General features: G+C 45.6%; 11 protein-coding genes. 8 read left to right on the top strand and 3 right to left on the bottom strand.

Features of this window, described 5'->3' with window-relative positions; all coding sequences use genetic code 11:
* Window positions 1–185 precede the first annotated feature (185 nt).
* The 3 genes from HYN43_RS15465 to HYN43_RS15455 form a co-directional block, all read right to left on the bottom strand.
* Window positions 186–2,060, bottom strand: coding sequence for a RagB/SusD family nutrient uptake outer membrane protein (locus tag HYN43_RS15465; RefSeq protein ID WP_119410206.1), 1,875 nt, complete (start codon window positions 2,058–2,060; stop codon window positions 186–188).
* A 16-nt stretch (window positions 2,061–2,076) separates the two neighbouring features.
* The gene (locus tag HYN43_RS15460) at window positions 2,077–5,265 is read right to left on the bottom strand and encodes a SusC/RagA family TonB-linked outer membrane protein (RefSeq protein WP_119410205.1); all 3,189 of its coding nucleotides are present in this window, start codon (window positions 5,263–5,265) and stop codon (window positions 2,077–2,079) included.
* Window positions 5,266–5,961: 696 nt separating this feature from the next.
* Window positions 5,962–7,854: a 7TM diverse intracellular signaling domain-containing protein gene (locus tag HYN43_RS15455; protein ID WP_245446924.1), complete on the bottom strand. Its 1,893-nt coding sequence runs from the start codon at window positions 7,852–7,854 to the stop codon at window positions 5,962–5,964.
* 605 nt (window positions 7,855–8,459) lie between these two features.
* Between HYN43_RS15455 and HYN43_RS15450 the strand changes: the two genes are divergently transcribed.
* The 8 genes from HYN43_RS15450 (at window position 8,460) to HYN43_RS15415 (ending at window position 20,591) form a co-directional block, all read left to right on the top strand.
* Window positions 8,460–9,644: an alginate lyase family protein gene (locus HYN43_RS15450; protein ID WP_162996504.1), complete on the top strand. Its 1,185-nt coding sequence runs from the start codon at window positions 8,460–8,462 to the stop codon at window positions 9,642–9,644.
* 293 nt (window positions 9,645–9,937) lie between these two features.
* Window positions 9,938–10,936, top strand: coding sequence for a family 43 glycosylhydrolase (locus tag HYN43_RS15445; protein ID WP_119410202.1), 999 nt, complete (start codon window positions 9,938–9,940; stop codon window positions 10,934–10,936).
* A 1-nt stretch (window position 10,937) separates the two neighbouring features.
* On the top strand, window positions 10,938–12,170 hold the full coding sequence (locus HYN43_RS15440; RefSeq protein ID WP_245446923.1) for a DUF2264 domain-containing protein: 1,233 nt from the start codon (window positions 10,938–10,940) through the stop codon (window positions 12,168–12,170).
* 9 nt (window positions 12,171–12,179) lie between these two features.
* The gene (locus HYN43_RS15435) at window positions 12,180–13,307 is read left to right on the top strand and encodes a glycoside hydrolase family 43 protein (RefSeq protein WP_119410201.1); all 1,128 of its coding nucleotides are present in this window, start codon (window positions 12,180–12,182) and stop codon (window positions 13,305–13,307) included.
* 319 nt (window positions 13,308–13,626) lie between these two features.
* Window positions 13,627–14,193, top strand: coding sequence for an RNA polymerase sigma factor (locus HYN43_RS15430; RefSeq protein ID WP_119410200.1), 567 nt, complete (start codon window positions 13,627–13,629; stop codon window positions 14,191–14,193).
* Between the two features lie 299 nt (window positions 14,194–14,492).
* A complete protein-coding gene (locus tag HYN43_RS15425) occupies window positions 14,493–15,509 on the top strand; it encodes a FecR family protein (protein ID WP_119410199.1) in 1,017 nt (338 codons plus the stop codon).
* A gap of 109 nt (window positions 15,510–15,618) precedes the next feature.
* Window positions 15,619–19,086 carry a SusC/RagA family TonB-linked outer membrane protein gene (locus HYN43_RS15420; RefSeq protein ID WP_119410198.1) on the top strand — a complete coding sequence of 1,156 codons (3,468 nt, stop codon included), beginning with the start codon at window positions 15,619–15,621 and terminating at the stop codon, window positions 19,084–19,086.
* Between the two features lie 11 nt (window positions 19,087–19,097).
* Window positions 19,098–20,591, top strand: a complete 1,494-nt coding sequence (locus HYN43_RS15415) for a SusD/RagB family nutrient-binding outer membrane lipoprotein (protein WP_119411248.1) — start codon at window positions 19,098–19,100, stop codon at window positions 20,589–20,591.
* Window positions 20,592–20,600 lie beyond the last annotated feature (9 nt).

The raw sequence follows: 20,600 nt of genomic DNA, 5'->3' as shown, positions 1-20,600 counted from the left end.
ATAATGAATAAATATGTAAAAAAAATAGTTACGTAGGGCAATGTTACCATTAATTTTTTGCCCGAAACCTCTAAATCTTTTACTTCCTTAATGAGGTTGCTCATCGGCAGTAAAATCTGTAAAAAACAAAACCGGGCATTAATCAATTGACTAATGCCCGGTGCAAATGTTACAGTTTAAATTAATTAAGGTACTACTTTATCAAGCGGTGGTATATTGGTTTCTGAACCCGAATATCCCTTGCTTTGGTTAATATGCCCATTCACGTTCAGGTCGATCTCGCTTTGCGGGATAGGCCATAAAACGTGGTACGGCGATATGGTGAAGTGATTGCCCGAGTTGGTTACAACGTTAGGGTTTTTATAAAAATCGTTCTTCTCCATAATCCTGTCGTAAAAGAAGTTATTGGTTGAGAAGTTGGCCACATTGTAGGTTTTGCCATTGTAAGCCTGGATACCGGTTTGCGCAAAGATGTAGGCAATACGGGTAAGCTCGGTTTTACGCGGTTCTTCCCAGTAAAGCTCGCGTTGGCGCTCATCCAGTATGGTACCGATATTTACTGCCGCCGGATCTGTTAACAGCGCAGCTTTGGCGCGGGCCCGCACCTGGTTAATATCGGCCATGGCTAAGGCTGTCTGGCCTTTCCAAACGTAAGCTTCGGCACGCAGCAGATAAGTTTCGGCTAAGCGGAATACATACCAATCGGTATTGGTACCGCGCGGCGGGCTCCACCATTTATCAAGCGCAATAGGGCCCGAGCCGATAAACACTTTGTAATGCGGCCAGCCAAACCAGGCACGGATGGTATCTTTGGCGCCATTTAAAAAGCGCTGGTTTACATTGGCAGCAGTGTATTGTTCCAGGTGTTTACCGTACCAGGACGGGTCGGAAGTTTTGATGGCCGGGCTGTTGTAAACCAGGTCGGTCATGTCCATCCAGTTGCCGTGCGAGTGGCGTAAATCGGTGGTATCTGTCCAGATGTATTTGGTAGCGTAAGGCGTACCACGTAAGCGGCCAATACCGCGGCCATACCAAAGCGTAAGCGGAAACTCTTCGGTAACCTTATCCGAGATACCCGGTTTCAAGGCACCCGGGGTAAGGATGGTACCGTTATGCCACATCGGCACACAATTCCTCATCACCTGCGATCCGTTTGGTGTAGCACCGTCAAGGGTTTCGCGATCAAGTACCACGTACAATGCTTCGGCGTTTGAGCCTAAAGCTTTGTTTTCTGGCCGATGCAAATCCCAGATCACATTGCGGGTTGCATCATTGGCTACAATACCAAAGCGGCCGGTCATGAGGTGATAGGGCCCATTGATGGCGATGTTTGCAGCCGCGATGGCATCGTCAAACAAGCCAAGTGCCAGATCAACTTTAGCTAAAAGGTGAGCGGCACCACCTTTAGAAATATCGCCTTTGGCATTTGCATCGGTTAAGTTGGATACGGCAAACTCCAGATCGGTTTTCATTTGCTTAAGTATCACGATGCGCTGCGTGGTGAAGTAGCCTGTATTTACTGCGGTTTCTTCTTTAAGCAGCAATGGTACATCGCCAAACTCATGCACCAAACGATAGTAACGGTATGCCCGGTGAAACAGCGCGGCGGCTTTCACCAGGTTTTTATCCGCGTCGGACGGCCATTTGATGTTATCCAACCTCGACAAGATAACGTTACAATCATGAATGCCCTGGTACCATGAACTCCAATAGCGGCCTATCTTGTTATAGTCGTCGCTGTTAAGGTTGGCGGTAGGGGTGATACGCGCATTTAAATCCTGTGCAGGTGTTGTTTTATCGGTAGTGCCCTCCACAGCCGCATCGGTAAATATCGATTCGGTAAGCAGCGGGGCCGAGTCGCCAAAATATTCAAACCTCACGCTCACGTTCAGCGTAGCCAAAGCTGCTTTAAATGCTGCAGGTGAAGTATAGGTTACGTCGGGCGTAAATTTGGATGGTGCCTGCGGGTACAGATCGGCCCGTTTGGTACAGCCTGCGTTTATAAATATGGTTGCTGCTGTTAAAGCCGCCGCCATGATGTTTTTATTTATCTTATTCATGTATTAAATCCCTCCTTTAAAAAACTACATTGAAACCGGCCGACAGGTAACGAGGTGTTGGACCGTTATTTTGCGGATCCCAAAGCGGCCAGCTTGAAAACACGGCGGCGTTGCTTGCATTAACAAAGAATTTGGCGCTTGTGATGCCCACACGTTTCAGCAACTCTTTGCTGAAAGTGTATCCAATTGAAGCTGTTTGCAGCCTCACAAATGAGTTTTTGCGCCAAACGTTAATGGTAGTGCCCGATGAGCCAGAGTTTAAGCGTGCATAATCGTTAATCTGGTTATCAGGTGTCCAGTATGGCAGTACGTATGAGTTCATACGGGCGAAGCCTACACTACCGGGGTTGTTTAAAGCTTGGTTGTATTGTTTTAACTGGCCGATGTTAGATACCAGCAGGAACGATACATCAAAATGCCCAAGGAAATTGAAATCGTTACGTAACGACCAGCTGAATTTTGGATTGGTTGAACCCAAAAACTGCTTATCGGCATTGGTGAATTTAAAGTCGCCGTCAACATCCTGTAGTTTAAAGTCGCCGGGTTTTGCGCCGTATTTGGCAGCGTCTGTAGCTTCTTCGGTTTTCCAGGTGCCCAGTATTTTATAATCCCAAACAGCGTTGATGTCATGGCCGATGAACCAGCCGTTACCGATATCGTCTTTCTCTACATTAGTTGTAACACCATTAGCATCGGTAACCGGGAAAGCGCCGTACAGGTGAACAATTTTGTTGCGGTTAAGGAAGAAAGTTCCGCTTGCGCTCCATTTAAAGTTTTGGCTTTGGATGATCTTGCCATCTAACGAGATTTCAAACCCACGGTTTTTTACCTGGCCGATATTGGTGAATGGGTTGGAGTTGTTGCTGCCGCCCACTAAATCTCCCGATGAGTTGTAGCCCTGTAAATCAAGGATACTGCGTTTAACCAGCAGGTCGGTTGTTTTACGGTCGTAAACATCTATCGAACCGCTTAACCTGTTATGGAGCACCGTGAAATCCAAACCGATGTTAGGGCCTACGGTACGTTCCCATTTAAGCTGGGCATTTTGTAAAGTGGCTACATAAATGCCGTTAGTGTTGGTAATTGTGCCCGAGTTGTTAGCCGTTGGATATTTTACCCCACCCAATACAGCCAATGATATCGACGGATCGGGATTGAACGTAGAGGTACGGTTACCATTGGCACCATAGCTAAAGCGTAGTTTACCATAATCAAGCCATTTAAAGGCATCGCCCTTCATAAACGGTTCATCGCTGAAGATCCAGGCCACCGCGGCAGATGGGTATACTTCGCGTGGGTGTGCTAAGCCAAATGCCGAGAAACCATCGCGACGGATAGTGGCTGTAACAATATAACGGTTAAGCAGGGTGTAGTTAATCCTGCCCATAATAGCATCGCCGGCGTAAACAACGTCTGAACTACCCAGAACCGGCAAGTTGCCCGCAGCAATGTTATGGTAACCCAAAATATCAGTTGGGGTTAACTGGCTGTTTGATGCGGTAGTTGTCCAGCTTTGAAATCTTTCTTTATTAAGCAGGAAGGTTGCATCAAAATTGTGGATGCCAAAAGTCTTGTTCCAGCTTAAAATGTTATCAAGGTTATAACGGTAGCGGCTTTCCTGCGAGCGTGAGGCTGTACCGCCCGAAAGCTCGTTAGGGTTGGCTACCGGACGGTAAAAGAAGTTTCGGTACCATTCCAAATCAGGAGCATAATTCACCGTGTATTTAATGCCGAACGGAAGATCTAAACGGGCAAATATTACCGAAAACAAGGTGTTTTGAACTGCCACGTTCTGGTTATAACGTTGGCCCAAAAAAGGGTTACGCTGATTTAATCCGCTATCATCAGTATCAATACGGCGTAATGAGCCATCGGCGTTGTAAACATCGCCGTAGGGTGATGAGTTGATGATCTGGCCCCAGTCGGCTTCGGTAGCATCGATAGCCTGGTTGCTCATCGGGATGTTATTGTAGGTGTTGGTTTGTATGGTAGCACCTTCGTCGCGGCTTCCAAATTGTGCATTTACACCGATGGTTAAAAATTTGGCGGCTTTACCCTCAAGATTCACGCGTATGCGGCCATCGCTGTACTGGCCTCCCTGTATCAGGTTTTGGTTTTTTACATAGTTGCCTGATATATAATATTTAACAGTTTCTGAGCTGCCCGAAAGACTGGCAGTATAATCCTGGCGGAAGCCGTTGCGGAAAATCAGTTTCGACCAATCGGTTACTTTACCGGCCTGGTAGTTGGCAATCTCGTTAGGGAATAAACCCAGGCGCTGTAACCAGATTGTTGTAGGATCGCCGGTAGCACCGTTTAAAAACTGCTGAAGGGTTACACCATCAGGCAGTTTGTTAGGGTTGCTGTAATAGTAATAGGGGTTTGAAGTGTTGGAGCTGCGGGCACCATCGGCACGCCAGTTAAGGAAGCCTTCGCCGGTATAATATTTTTGATTTTGAAGTAACTGAGCTACACCAACGTTGGCGTTTAAGGTAATTTGCGTGCTTGTTTTTTTACCTTTTTTGGTAGTGATGGCAACAACACCGCCGGCCGATTGCGAACCGTAAACGGCAAGTGCGCTCGGATCGCGCAACACGTCAACACGTTCAATATCATTGGGGTTGATATCAGCCAGCTGGCCTGGATAAATAACTCCGTCTAAAACTATCAATGGCTGCACGTTGCCCGATAGCGAGGCTTTACCCCTGATCTGCAAATCGCCGGTGTTTCCGCCTTTTGCAGAAGTGTTTAAGCCAACCGAAATACCGGGGATATTGCCCCTGATAATATCGGTAGTGCTGGCAGGGTGTTCGTTTTCCAGTTTTTCGGCTCTAACGCTGCTGATAGCGCCGGTAACGTCTTTAACGGCGCGGGTACCGTAACCGATAACTACAACTTCTTCCAGTTGTTTATTGGCATCAGCAAGGGTAACGTTAACGGTGGTACGACCGTTAATTTTTTGCTCCTGCGTGGTAAAACCTACAAAGGTGAATACCAGCGTAGCATCACTATTGGCAGTAATTGAGTAGTTGCCTTTTACATCTGTAACCGTAACAGCGTTTGTTGCTTTGTTTTTTACGGTTACCCCAGGCAATGGCTGGCCCAGGTTATCGCTAACAGCACCTTTTACAGTAACATCCTGGGCGAATGCTTGCGTAAGCAGGGTTAGCAGTAAAACAAAAATCAGTGTAAATTTTTTCTTCATAATTAATTGTTCTTAAGTTGGTTAAGCAGCGTGGCTGCCGGAATTGGCCTCTGCCCGAACCTTGTTCGCGCAAAAAGCAATGCGGTTTTTGTGCAGTTAAAACAGCTGTTTCATTGATGATACTTTTGGTTAACGGATTATTACTGGTAATTGGTGGCGGTAAATTTAACGTGGAATACCTGATAATTGCAATAGTTAATCAGTTGTAACTTATTGATATAAAGATATTTACATAAATTTTGATACGCTTAACCCGCGAACTACTCAAACGTTATAGGAGCCTCATTTCAGCACGTTACGTATTCATTGCTTTTGCGGCTGATACGCTTGTTGAACAAGAAAAAAAAATGAAAATATTTTAAAAAATGACAATTGAGGCGGTTTTACCGGGAGTTAAAAAGGTGTTTTGAAGGTTGATGGGCCAATTGAGTAATGAAAAAGCACTTGTTAGCAAGCTTACTTTCATCTGCAACCTCAGTAAAATGCTCATGAATGTGATAACGCAGTAGAATTAAACTTGCGCTCGTTTGCAACGAGTACTTAAAGTGGGTACGCGATTGCATCGCGGGGTTTGCGTTTTAAACGCAAACCCAAGTTAAGCGCTCATTACAAACGAGCGCAAGGATATTTTGTTGTCCGCAAATGCTGCATGCAGACGAAACCAAAATCCACAGACGAAACAAAAACAAAACCAAATCACATCACCAGCACAGTCCATCCTTGTTGCAAGTCAGTCTTTTTTCTTGATTTTTTCTTCTCCTGCAGCACTTTTTTTATGCGGATGGCATAAGTCCAGCAGGTGCTTTGGCGAATCTCCAGCTTTTCGGACAGCTGGTGTGATGATATGGTGCCGTTGGTGCTGTAGATGAGATAGGTTAAATAAAAAGCCTTGTTAATGGGGATGCGGCTGTTTTGAAAAATAGTATTATGCAGGGCCGATTCTTCGTAGCTGCATTTTGTACACCTGCGGCTATGAGGCAGCCTGCCCGCGCAATAGGTAGTATTGCTGCAGCGGGTACAAACAAAGCCATCCTTCCATTTCAGGGCAGATAAAAATTTGTAGCAGGCCTCCTGATCGGGATACTTGGCACTAAACTCGTCGAAATCAAGCTCGGTTGATAAAGCTCTTGATTCAGTTACCTTTTCGATGCTGCTTTTCAGTTGTACATTATCTTTTTCAAGCAAAACGTTCATCCGCAGTATTTCGCCGGCTTGTTGCTCAAGCAGCAGGTTGGCTTTAAGCAGTTCGTGGTTTTGTTTTTCGATGATGTGGCTTTGCTCCAGCAATACGTTTTGTTTTTCTAACAGTTCGTGGGTGCGGGCTTCTACCTGGCGTTCAAGTTCGTCATTAATCGAATCTTTTAGCTGGCTGTTCAGCTCCATCTGTAAAATGGTTTCCTGGTGGGCAGCATCCTTTTCCTTGCGGAGGATGCGCACCTGATCGCCAATGGCGAAGGATAACAGCACCATCTCAATAATAAAACAAAAACTGAGACTGTAATAGCTGATAGGAGCAGGAAGAAAGTAGGTATAGCCCAGCGCGCTGAGCGCCTTTACAATAAAGCCCACAAACAAAATGGAGTAGGCCAGCACAAAGAACCGTGCAGGCTTATACCCGTTTTTATAAATATACACCCCCGCCGCAAAAGCCAGCGAAAGCGGAATCACCTCAACAAACTTGTACACAAACAACGATTTGTTGAAAAACAGGCAATATAAAAAGTACATCGACCTGAGTACAAGCACATAGTTGATGAGCCTGTTGATGGCAGGTGCCTTTTCCCTCACCTGCAAGAGTTGCTTACTGAATATGAGCGCGAAAATGCTGGTAAGATACAGCGCCGTGCCGTTGCCATAGTTGTTCAACGCCGGATACCCGGGCCAGAGGTATTGGAAAGCCACCCCATCGGCACTCATTTCATAAAGGCCTACGCTCAAAATATAAAAAACGTAGTAAAGGTACTGCCGCTTTTTAACTGCCAGGAACATGAGCAGGTTATGAAAGCAAAAAATAAGGATCATGCCATAAAACAGGCCGTAGGTAATGTATTCGTTAAGCGCGTAATGAATAAAATAGCCAATGGTGCGGTAAACAATAATTACGTTAACCACATTGTGCGATTTTACTTTGAAGTAGTAGGTATATTCCCCCTTCCGGGTATCGGGAATAAGGAATTCAAAATTTTTATGGTGGAAAAGCCTGTCCTGGAAATTCAGGTTTGCGCCCGAGGCAGTTTCCGTGTAATTACCGGCGGTATCGGGCAGATAGGCGAGCACATTATCGGTAGTTTGATCAAATAGTTCAATGATACTGCCATTAACCGGTGTTGTTTCGGTAAAGCGCACTTTTACCTTAAACCAGTAGGTGTACCGCCGCTGATTGTTTTGGGGATAATAAGCCCGGTTTTCGTTAAATTTTAGTTTTTGTACATCATTAAAGCTGAGGGTATTGCTGCTGTCGCGAAGGTACTCAACCTCGTTTAGCGTAAACTTATATTGTTGTACGCTTTTATTGATATTTAATATTTGCTGCGCCTGTAGCTGCGATACCATAAGGCACAGAAAGCAGGAGTATGAAAGTTTATTCAAATTTGGTAAATGCTTGGTTTATAATATGCTTCAGGGTGTTTAAAACAATATCATAAAGGAATCCGCTAAGAATCCCGCTTTTATATGTTCAATAAATCACCGAAGATTGGTTTATAATCTCCCAAATATAACTAAATGTTAAATTATTTATCAGCCGCGTTTTTATCTTTCTTAATAAAATTTGTGGGTATTGTTTTCTTAAAATAATGCTAACCCAAACGTCAAAAAATGTTCCCGGAGCGTAATAAGGGGTGCTTAAAACTGATGTGAAAGCGGTGCTTATGTGCTAAAAATATGTTCGGCAAGCGTATCAGCCGAAAAAAAATCAAAAAAAATTACAACCGTCGTTGTGCTCAAAACAATTTTTTGATGTAGAGGCTATTTGTTCATTAAGCGTATCAAAAGGTTATTATATTGTTAATAATCAGCTTTTTGTATTCATTTGTTTTGAGAAACGAGCACTCAGAACTGGCTTTTTTCCGTGCTTTTACCGGCCACCCATTTAAATGGCGATAGCAACAGGGGCCTATGGTATGTGCGGAAGATGGATCAGATTGAGAGCTCCAACTTTTCCATCAAACCAAAAAATAAACCAGTTGAGAATTATGAAGAAGCATGAATTTAATTACCTGCTTGTTGCCATTGCATCTATTTTTATAGTGGTGCTGTTATTGGCAAACTGTACCAAAACCGATAGTGCCAAACAATCGGGCACCGGCGACGGCGAAAACCAAAAGAGTGTAAAAACAAATGCCACGGGTTTTGTACATCCGGGCATTCTGAACACCAAATCCAGTCTTGATTTTATCGCCGGCGAGGCTAATAACACCGCCACCCAGCGCTACCAGGATTACACCAATACGGTACTGGCGTACTGCAACAGCCACTCGCCAAGTAACGCTTACAAAAGCAATGTAGTAGTTGCGGGAGGGATTACGACCGATGACGAGATCCATTTTAAAGGAGATGCATTATTATGCTACGCCCTGGCATTACGTTGGGCAAAAACCGGCACGGCATCGTATGCAACCACAGTAAAACAAATTTTGGATGGCTGGGCAAATGCTTTCCGTACCATGAGCGTGAGCAGCGGCAATGCCGCACAACCTACGCTCGAGGCCTCGTGGGCAGCGCCTACATTTACCGCTGCCGCCGAGATCATTAAATGGTATGTACCCGCCAACGGCCAGGGCGCCGGTTGGACTGATGCCGAAAACACCCAGTTTACCACTTTTTTAAACCGCCTGAAAGACCAGTACATTAACCATGTTGCCGATCAGCATTATAACAACAACTGGGATGTATCTGCCGGATACGCTAAAATGGCTATCGGTATTTTTGAAGATAGCCAAACCGTTTACCAAAACGGGCTAACTATCATCAAAAATATGATGCCGCTGGTTATTGCCGCCGATGGATCGATGGATAATGAAATTTGCGGCAGCCATAATGATTGTACGCATTTTCAATATTCGCTTACCGGCTTTACTTATGCCGCTAACATAGCCTATATGCAGGGCGACCAAACGGTGTATACCATTAACAATTCGCGTTTGCTTACCGGTTATAACTACCAATATGGTTTATACCACGGTACGGTACACCCAAGCTGTGGGCAAACGTGTTCGCCAAATGGTGCAACCGTATGGCCGGGCATTGAAATAGCCGACAGGCACTACCATACCACCGAAACTGCCTATATCCGCGATCTGGCTGACCCTTACGGCTTACCGGGCGGAGACCTTGGCTTTTTAGGCTGGACTACCTATACGCATCATAACGTACCATGAGCTTGAGTTGGTTGAGCACCTGTTAATAACGGGTATAGCGCCGCGGAGGAAACTTCGTGGCGTTTTTTATGTTTTTGCAAGTGTTGAATTATAAAATATATAGATCAGGATAAATTACAAACAGTAAAGGCTTACACATTTTAATAGATTTGAAAAAATTGGATGGCTGAAATTTTTAGGTATAATGGAGAAAAAGATAATATAGCTTATTTTGCCCCCCATAAAGTGCAGTTTTACCACCGTTGCCCGCAGATAAATAAAGCTTATTTAGTAGCTTCCAATAAAACTGTTTAATGATGTACATAACTTATAAGATTAAAATAACCGCACTATCCCGATTTTTAATTTTTGTGGCATTTGTTAGTTTTTCAGCGGCCACTTCATCTGCCCAAACCATTGATACGTTAAAGGCACCGGCACCCGTATTGAAAGGTTTGTATGCCGACCCGAATATCACCGCTTTTGGCAAAAAGTTTTATATCTACCCAACCAGCGATGGTACCGTTGGCTGGATGTCTACAAGTTTTACCTGCTGGTCGTCGGATAATTTGGTGGATTGGAAAAATGAAGGCGTGATTCTTGATTTGCCGCGCGATTTAACCTGGGCTAAAGAAAGGGCCTGGGCCCCAACCATCGCCACAAAAAATAACAAGTATTATTATTACTATTCGGCCAATGTAAATATAGGTGTGGCCGTGGCCGATAAACCGGAAGGCCCGTTTAAAGACCCGATAGGCAAGCCACTTATTGCCAGAGGCACCCGCGGAGGCCAGATGATTGACCCGATGGCTTTTGTTGACGACGATGGTACAGCTTACCTGTACTGGGGGCAGGGGCAATGCAATATTGTTAAACTGAATGATGATATGACATCCTGCGACACCTCGAAAATTATATCGGTTAAGCCCGAGGGGTATAATGAAGGTCCGTTCATGATTAAACGGAAAGGGATTTATTACCTGATGTGGTCGGAATATGATACCCGCGATCCGCGATATTCTATTGCCTATGCTACTTCTACTTCGCCTTTGGGGCCGTTTAAAAAGGCCATTGGTCATCCCGTGTTAAAAGGTAAAGGTGTGGTGAAAGGGGCAGGGCATCATTCGGTAGTACAGGTGCCCGGTACGGATGATTGGTACATCGCTTACCACCGCTTCGCCATTCCGGATGGCAATGGTTATAACCGCGAAACCTGTGTGTCGCCTATGCGTTTTGATGCAGACGGAAATATTTTACCGGTAGATGTTTTTGAAAAACTGAAGCCTGTTAAAATTAAAAAAGCTAAAAAATAAAATGATGAAGAGGGCTGTTTTATGGATGTTATTGCTTTGCGGATGCTTACCGGCATCGGCACAAAATAAACCTGCCAATGGTTTAGCCGATAGAAAACTGTGGTTGGATTACCTGGATAAAATAGCCCGCCCGGTAATATCCAACCTTGCAAACGATAAGCTGAAGCAAAACATGCCCGTAATGCTTGCCGATAATACCGACAGTAAAGAAAGCCGCACAAAAGTAGCCTACCTCGAAGCCTTTGGCCGCACGCTAAGCGGCATAGCCCCATGGCTGCAGCTGGAAGGTGGTAATGCTGCCGAAGTAAAACTGCGCGATCAATACCGACAGTGGACATTAAAAGCAATAGCCAACGCGGTAAATCCGCAGGCTAACGACTATTTGGAATGGAGCGGCGGGCAGCCCTTGGTTGATGCCTCGTTTATGGCCCTGGGCCTGATCCGGGCACCATGGCTTTGGGAGCACCTGGATGGCCAAACCAAAAAGAATGTTGTTGAAGTGATGAAAACAACCCGTGCAACGGTGCCGGTATATTCTAACTGGATTTTGTTTTCGGGGATGATAGAGGCTTTTTTCTGTAAATATGATCTGGGTGATGATCCGGTGCGCACCGAGTATGGTATCCGTGAATTTACCGAACATTGGTATGTGGGCGATGGTATGTATTCTGATGGGATGAATTTTCATCTGGATTATTACAACAGCATTGTGATACAGCCTTATCTCAGCACCATTTTACAGGTTGAAGCAGAGAAGAAAGATAAGTACAAAGCACAGGCAGAGAAAGCTAAAAAGATAGAGCAGCGTTACGCGCAAATACTGGAACGTTTAATTAATGCCGATGGCAGTTACCCGGCAACCGGTCGCTCCATAGTTTACAGGGGTGGCGTTTTTCATCACCTGGCCAATGTGGCGTTTAACAGGCAACTGCCCGCTTCACTACCGCCTGCCCAGGTGCGCTGTGCTTTGACTGCCATGATTAAAAAAACGCTCGAAGCACCATCTACATTTACGAAAGATGGCTGGTTGAATATCGGCCTGTATGGAAAGCAGCCCGGTCTTGCCGATTTTTATATCACCACCGGCAGCCTTTACCTGTGTACCGACGCCTTTTTGCCCTTAGGTTTACCTGAAACGGATGAGTTTTGGAGCGCCTCTTCCTTACCATGGACTGCGGTTAAAATATGGAGCGGACAGGACGTTCCGGCCGATCATGCTTTGGACATCAAATAAAACTGAACTATGAATACTACTTTATATATCAAACAAAAAACAAAATCGCTTCTGCTGATAGCCATCTTGTTGTGCCTTGGTTCGCACAGCAAGGCGCAGCAAAAGCAATTTACTCCCGGCAAAATATGGCCCGACGATAAAGGCGTACACATTAACGCGCATGGTGGCGGCATACTCTATAAAAAAGGAAAATACTACTGGTTTGGCGAACATAAAATAGCGGGCGATGCAGGCAACCGCGCTATGGTAGGCGTACATTGCTACTCCTCAACCGATTTGTACAACTGGAAGGACGAAGGGATAGCTCTCAATGTATCCGACGATCCTGAAAATGATATTGCCAAAGGCTGTATCCTCGAGCGCCCGAAGGTGGTTTACAACAAACTCACCAAAAAATATGTAATGTGGTTTCACCTTGAGTTGCTGGGCAAGGGATATGCTGCCGCCCGCGCCGGGGTGGCTACCAGCGATAAGGTAACCGGGCCGTACACCTTCATCAAAAGTTATCGCCCAAATCCGGGGCAGATGCCGTTTTATACGCCCCTTACCCCCGAAAACGAGAAAGTGAACTGCGCCGCTCCTGCCTCTGAAACCGATGGCTTTTTTTGTCGCGATCTGCCTGGCGGACAAATGGCCCGCGATATGACTGTTTTTGTTGATGACGACGGCGAAGCTTACCACGTTTTCTCATCTGAAGAAAACTATACCCTCGACCTGGCCCAACTAACGCCCGATTACACCGGCCATACCGGAAAATTTATCCGTATTTACATCGGCCATCAAACCGAAGCCCCGGCATTGTTTAAGCGCAATGGCATTTATTATATGATAGGTTCGGGTTGTACAGGCTGGGCGCCTAACGCGGCCCGCTGGTTCTCGGCCAAATCCATCTGGGGGCCATGGATTTTTCATGGCAACCCTTGCAAAGGCCCGGATAGTAATATTACTTACGGCGGCCAAAGTACCCATGTTTTGCCTGTAGCCGGTAAAAAGGACGCGTTTATTTTTATGGCTGATAAATGGACACCTAAAGATGCAATTGACGGAAGGTATTTGTGGTTGCCGATTACTTTTAAAGGTGATGATATCGAGATTAATTGGTTGGATAGCTGGGATTTGGGTGTGTTTAAGAGATAAATCAACCTTTCTGCTTAAAAAAATGTCATTTCGACGAACGGAGCGCGGGATATAGAGCGGGTGGGGAGAGGTGAAATCTTGTACGCCAGGCCAGGCGAATATGCAGGGTGTAGAATTTCTCCTTCGCCTCGGCGCTCAATCCACCCCGGCTCAGTCGAAATGACATTTTGGATTATGATTGCGATCGGGAATAAGGTAACAACTCCGTGACAATATCAACCAATTATTCAAAACTCTCCCAATAAAACAACCAAGCCCAATCGCCTTAACATTGCCGTAATATAGCAGCCTTACATTTGGCCAAAACTAAAACACCGGCATGTATCCTGCACTTACCGATGAGGCGTTAATGGACCGTTTAAAAGCAAACGACGCGTTGGCGCTTGAAACACTTTTTAACCGTTACTACAAATCGTTGTGCCAGCTATGCGCAGTGTATACTAAAGATTATGCCGTTGCCGAAGAGATCATTGCCAACCTTTTCATCAAACTTTGGGATAACCGGGATACGGCCATCCTCAATGTGAAAAGCTACCTGTTTGTTGCTGCCAAAAATCTTTCATTAAACTACGTTCAAAAAAAGAAAGATCCGGTTCACTCTATCGAAGATCTCAACCTCGAACAGCTTACTTTAAAAGACAGGGACAATCCTTTCAAGATCCTGTCGGGCCGCGAATCGTACAATAAAATATTGGCTATGATAGATACCCTGCCAACCAGTCAGCGCCAAGTGTTGTTGATGAGCCGCATCGATAACCTTGATAAACATGAGATAGCCAAAGTTTTAGGCATCTCGGTACGCACGGTTGAAACTACCCTTTACCAATCCATCAAAAAACTTAGGGAACTGTTGAAGGGTGAGCATAATTTTACTTCGGGTAGTTAATCCGGGGAATCGCTTTTAAAAAAACGGTTATACGAGGCTCCTATGGAGCCGACTTCACTCGCTGAAATATTGCTATAAACACGATACTCCTAACGGAGTTGCAGAAATTGGCTGCTAAGTACCCCATAGGGGTAACGTGTTTATAGATGCCAAAATATAAGCTTTTCGGCTCCATAGGAGCCTCGTGTTTCTAAAACTGATGCTTTTCGGATGGTTAACGATTTTTTAATGTAAACTTAACTTTTTTCGCTACGTATCGGCTACGTAAAATCGGTCTTTAACATCGGGAGACAGATTTAATGGAAGATAATAGCTACCGCTTAATAGTTGAATATTTTGAGAAAACCATCAGCGATGAAGGTTTAACGCAATTACAGGAATGGATTGAGGAAAGCCCCGAAAACCTCGCGCAGTTCAGCGAGACCATCCAGATACTGGAGGCATCAAAATCATATTTTAAACAGCCTGAGCATACAGAAAATAGCTGGGCTAAAATCAGCGCGCATATTGATCAATCTCAAAACCGTCCAACAAAACACAAATTTAAGTTAAGCTGGATAGCCTACGCCGCGGCCTGCGTGGTTATTTGCGCTACGGCCTGGTTTACTTTTCAATCTATGTCTGGTCTGTCGGCTTCTGATTATGCCGAGGTAGCTAATGCCGACGGCAAACACTCTACTTTTAAACTGCCTGATAACTCTATAGTATACCTTGGTGGTGGCAGTAAATTAAGATACCTCAAAAATTTCAGCGGAGAAAAGCGCGATGTACAATTGGAAGGTGAAGCTTTTTTTGATGTGGTACACCAGGCTAAACCATTTGTAGTTAAAAGTGGCGATATCACTACGATAGTATTAGGTACCTCATTCAATATCAGGGCTTATCATAACGAGCATAAAGTTGCTGTTACCGTGCAAAGCGGTAAAGTTGGTGTAATGGCTAATGTTAACGGTAAATCGCAACTGGTAAAATATTTGATAAAAAACGAGCAGATCAGCATCAATACCCAAAACGGTATTTATGCATTCAACAACACCGATGCAGGTGCGGTTACCTCATGGATTAACAACGACTTTATATTTTATAATACTACCTACAGGGATATAGCCGTCTCGCTCGAGCATCATTACGGTGCAAGCATCAGGTTTACAGAACAGGACCTGGGCAATGTAAGGCTTACGGCCAAATTAAAAGGGATGACTTTGGTTGATGCCATGGAAACCCTGAGCGCACTATCGGGCCTGGGCTATACCCAAAAAGGTAACCAACTGTTTATTTCACACAACAATCAAAAAGGAGGGAGCATCATGAAATAACATTACCCCGGTTATTTGAAAAAGCCCGGACGTTGCTGGTAACAACCCCAGGCTTCAAATTTTGACAATTTAAACTCACGGTTAAACAAGTATAAATTAGCGTAAATATATGAAAAAGTTATGGTTATTAACCATGCTGTTCTTTTTACAATTGCCGTTTAGCGCCCTAAACGCTAAGGCACAAACAGTAATAAATAAAAGGATCACCTTTGGTGCCGATGGCATTATGCTGAAAGAGGCTTTTCAGCAGGTTGAAAAATTAAGCGATATCTCCATCAGTTATAACAACACCTTACTGGATGATACCCGCAAAGTAAAAGTAGCAAAAGCCGAACGCACGGTTGAAGAAACATTAAACATCCTGTTAAAAGGAACCACCTGCACTTTCAGGCAGGCGGGCGAAAAGAATATCCTCATCATTGCAAAAACACAGGATAAGGGTAGCATTAAAGGGAAAGTGGTTGATGAGAAGGCTCAGCCGCTTCCCGGTGCTACTGTACGCATCCCGGGTACCGGCGCTTCGGCCATCAGTGCAGGCGATGGTAGCTATGTATTGAACATTGTGCCCGGTGAGTACACGGTTGAAGTAAGTTTTATTTCGTTCGAGACAAAACGGATCCAAAACGTGAGCGTTACATCAAACGCTGCAACAACCTTAAACGTAACCCTTACCCCGGCAGATAATAAGCTGAACGAGGTAGTAGTTACCGCTTTGGGCATCAAGCGCGAGGAAAAATCATTAGGCTATGCCGCAACTGTAGTAAAAGGCGATCAGCTTACCGGTGCCCTTGCCGGTAACTGGACGGATGCCTTATCTGGTAAAGTTGCAGGCCTGAACCTCATCCGTTCCAACAGCGGTCCGGCCGGATCGAACAAGATCATCCTCCGCGGAGAAAACAACCTTACAGGCGATAACGAAGCCCTGATTGTTGTGGATGGTGTGGTAATTAACAATGGTAGCGGCAGGCGCACAGGCGTATCCGGCGAAACCCCTTACGGCGTAGCCAGCGATAACATGCCCGCCGACTATGGCAGCAACCTGAACGATTTAAACCCGGAAGATATTGAAAACGTAACCGTGTTAAAAGGCCCCGGCGCGGCAGCGCTTTACGGGCAGCGTGGTGCTAACGGTGCTATTATCATCACCACCAAATCGGGTGCCAAACATAACGGTTTGGGTATCACCTTTAACTCCAATGCCAGTTTAGAGAGTGTGAACCGCTGGCCCGACCTGCAATATGAATACGGGCAGGGAACAGCTGGTTCTCGTTATTATTCGTTTGGTGCAGGGCCGGATGGGGCAAGCACCAGCGCCACAAGCTCGGCCTACGGCCCAAAGTTTGATGGGCAGATGTTTTACCAGCTCGATCCGGTTACTCAAAAGCAAAGTACAGTACGCACACCATGGGTGCCTTACAAAAACCAGATCCGCGATTTTTTTGATGTTGGCCAAACGTTTACCAACTCTATCAGCATTGATGGCGGTACCGATAAAACAAGCGCGCGCTTTTCGGCAACTAATGTTAACAACCATTGGATAACGCCCAATACAGGCTATACCCGTAACAGCATAGCGCTTTCGGTTACCTCGAAGATCAATGATAAATTAACCATCAGCGCTAAAGTAAATTATAACAATAAAAACAGCGATAACCTGCCGGGTGCAGGCTATGGTAACCAGTCGCTGATGTACTGGTTTATTTTCTGGCAGCCTAATGCCAATTTAAACTGGCTTAAAAACTACTGGAAAAACGGGCAGGAAAACAAAGCGATATTTTATCCTTTCAGCTCCTTCCCCGAAAATCCTTACGCGGTATCGTACGAGTTTATCAATAAATCCAACCGTAACGCGGTAACCGGGAATATCGAAGCGCTTTACAATATCACCAAAGAGCTGAGCCTGCAATTACGTGCTACCTTAGATATGGGCTACGAGCAACGCGCGCAGCAACGCCCTTATGATGCCGGTACTAAATATCCGTTGGGATCATACCGCACGCAAAATATCTATTCGGAAGAAAAAGGCGGCGATTTCCTGTTGAAATACAACAAAAAAATAACCCGCGATTTCACAGTAACGGCCACAGCCGGTGGCAGCATGCTGCGCAATAACTATAACCGCGATGAGGTACGTGCCGATTCATTGGTGTATCCGGGTGTGTATTCGATGGCTAATAATGCCGGTCCGCTGGTTACCCTGCCTTATAAGGCTAAATACGCTATTAACAGTTTTTACGGCTTGCTGAGCACCAGCTTTAAAGATTATTTATACATGGATTTAACCGCCCGCCAGGATTGGGTGAGCACTTTGGCTACGGCTAACCGTACCGATAAGGTAGGTTTCTTTTATCCATCGGCAAGCTTAAGCTTTTTACCATCGGAGGCATTTAAACTGCCTGCTGCAATTAATTATGCCAAGTTAAGGGCGTCGATAGCGGGTGTGGGTAGCGGCACAACGCGGCCATATCAAACATCATTTAACTATGTTACTGCCGGAAGCACCTATGCAGGCGGCTTGCAAAACCCACGTACGCTTTCAAACCCCGATTTGAGTCCGCTACGTACCACAACTATCGAGGTTGGTGCCGAGGCGCGTTTTTTCAACAGCCGTTTAGGTTTTGATCTGGCCTTATACACAGGTAGCACCCGTAACCAGATTTTGAGCCGTACGGTGGATCAGTCGTCGGGCTTTAGCCAGGCGGTGTTTAACGTGGGTAAGGTAAATAATAAAGGTATCGAACTGGCCCTGAACGGTACGCCAATCCGCAAGGCCAATGTATTTAGCTGGAATATCAGCGCTACATTCTCGGCCAATAAAAATACCATCGAACAATTGGCCGATAGCTCGGTAGTGTTGCGTAACGGCCCAACAGGTGGCGGCCAGATTGTAGCCAAAGTAGGCGGTAGCATGGGCGATATGTATGGCCGTGGTTACCAGCGCGCTCCGGACGGGCAAATAGTTTACGACCCGGCCACAGGCTTTGCCAAATTGGCCAGCGACCTGGTTTACCTGGGCAACACCAACCCTAAATGGAAAGCCAGCATGGGCCACGATTTTAGGTATAAGCAATTTAACCTGCACCTGTTGTTTGATGCCCAGGTGGGTGGAGTAGCCTACTCGCTTACCAACTATAAACTGGCCGAGCAGGGTAAAACAACCATCACGCTGCCGGGCAGGTACAATGGTATGATAGGTAAGGGTGTGATACAGAATGCCGATGGTAGCTATCGCCCTAATGATGTGATTGCTACGGATATTGATGGTTACTACCGTTCACACTATGGTATTGATAATGCCGAGGGTAACACTTTCTCTACCAATTTCCTCAAATTCCGCGAGGCAAGGTTTGATTATACGCTGAACCCGCGCTTTGTTAAGCGCCTCGGCTTGCAACGCGCAACAATAGGCGTTTACGGTCGTGACCTATACATCTGGACCAAATGGCCAATTTTCGACCCTGAATTTGGTACCCTTAACACCAATGCCGATGGCGGCAGCGATATAGTGCAGGGCTTCGAGATAGCGCAGTTTCCCTCAACCCGCACCTTTGGTTTCAACTTAGTTATCGGCTTATAATGATCAACAATATGAAAAGAAACGGATATATATTGCTATCGATGATGGTGTTGTTTATCAGCATACTGTCGTCATCGTGCAAAAAAGATTTTATTGAACTAAATACTGATCCCAACGGTACGCCGAACGCGCTTCCGCGCCAGTTGCTGGCACCTGCTTTGGTAAATACATTGGGTATTAACATGCTGCGCTCGCGCAATTTTAATAACGAGCTGATGCAGGTTTCTGTTGATCCCGGCGATTCGGAAGGCAAAGTATTCAGGTATGATGTTAAACGCAGCTGGGCCGATTACACCTGGAACGGCTGGTACACCCAGTTAACCAACTTTAAGGATATTTATAATATTGCCAGCCAGGAGGTTACTTACAGTAAAACCTATATGGGCATTTCGCTCATTTGCCAATCGTGGATATTTTCGATGCTTACCGATACTTATGGCGATGTGCCTTATTCAGAAGCGATAAAAGGTCGCGATGGTAATTTTACACCTAAGTTTGATAAGCAGAAGGACATCTACACGGATATTTTTAAACAACTTGAAGCTGCCGATACTTTATTAAACGCCGCGGCTAACGTAACCGCGGGCAGCGACCCTGTATTTAACGGCAACGCTTTAAAGTGGCGTAAATTCGGCAACTCGCTTTATCTGCGTTTGCTGATGCGGGTATCGGGCAAGGCCGATGTTTCGGCTGATGTGATTGCCAAGATCAAACAGATTGTAGATACCAACCCTGCTGATTACCCGGTTATGGGTAGTAACGATGATTCGGCGGTTTTACGTTGGACGGGTACAGGTTCCCTTACATCGCCATTTATCGGCGGTGTGCGCGAACAAGATTGGCGGCAACCCGGCGTTTGCGAGTTTTTTATTGGTAACCTGGCCAAATGGGCCGATCCGAGGTTGGTTAACAATCGCTTTTCTATTTCAAGCTACCAGGGAGGCATCCAGGGCATCCCGAGCGGTTATGCGCCGGGCGAGAATATCGGCATTAAATCCTACTTCCTGTCAACCACATCGGCTACTACGCTGATGAATGACCCGTTGATGGGTAATATCATGAACTATTCAGAACTACAGTTTATACTGGCTGAGGCAGCCGCCAAAGGATGGATTGCAGGCGATGCCGGTACCTATTATAAAAACGGCGTACAATCGGGCATAACCTTCTGGATCCCGACTTTCAACACACCTATCGACGACTATTTAAAAGCTGCCGATATAGTTTGGGATAACGCCGCACCGCTGGGCGATAAAATGGAAATGATCCACGTACAAAAATACTACTCAATGTTTTACACCGATTTTGAGCAGTGGTTTGAGTATCGCCGTACAGGCTACCCGGTATTGCCAAAAGGTAACGGCCTGCGCAACGGCGGGGTAATGCCTGCAAGGTTGCAATACCCGGTTTATGTACAATCGGCCAATCCCAACAATTATAAGGCCGCGGTGGCCAGCCAGGGTGCAGATGAGATCAATACACAGGTTTGGTGGCAAAAACAATAATCAACCGGT

The organism is Mucilaginibacter celer, from assembly GCF_003576455.2.
Classification (GTDB): domain Bacteria; phylum Bacteroidota; class Bacteroidia; order Sphingobacteriales; family Sphingobacteriaceae; genus Mucilaginibacter; species Mucilaginibacter celer.
Note: the sequence above shows the minus strand (reverse complement) of the source record. Positions and strands in the feature narration are given on the sequence as shown.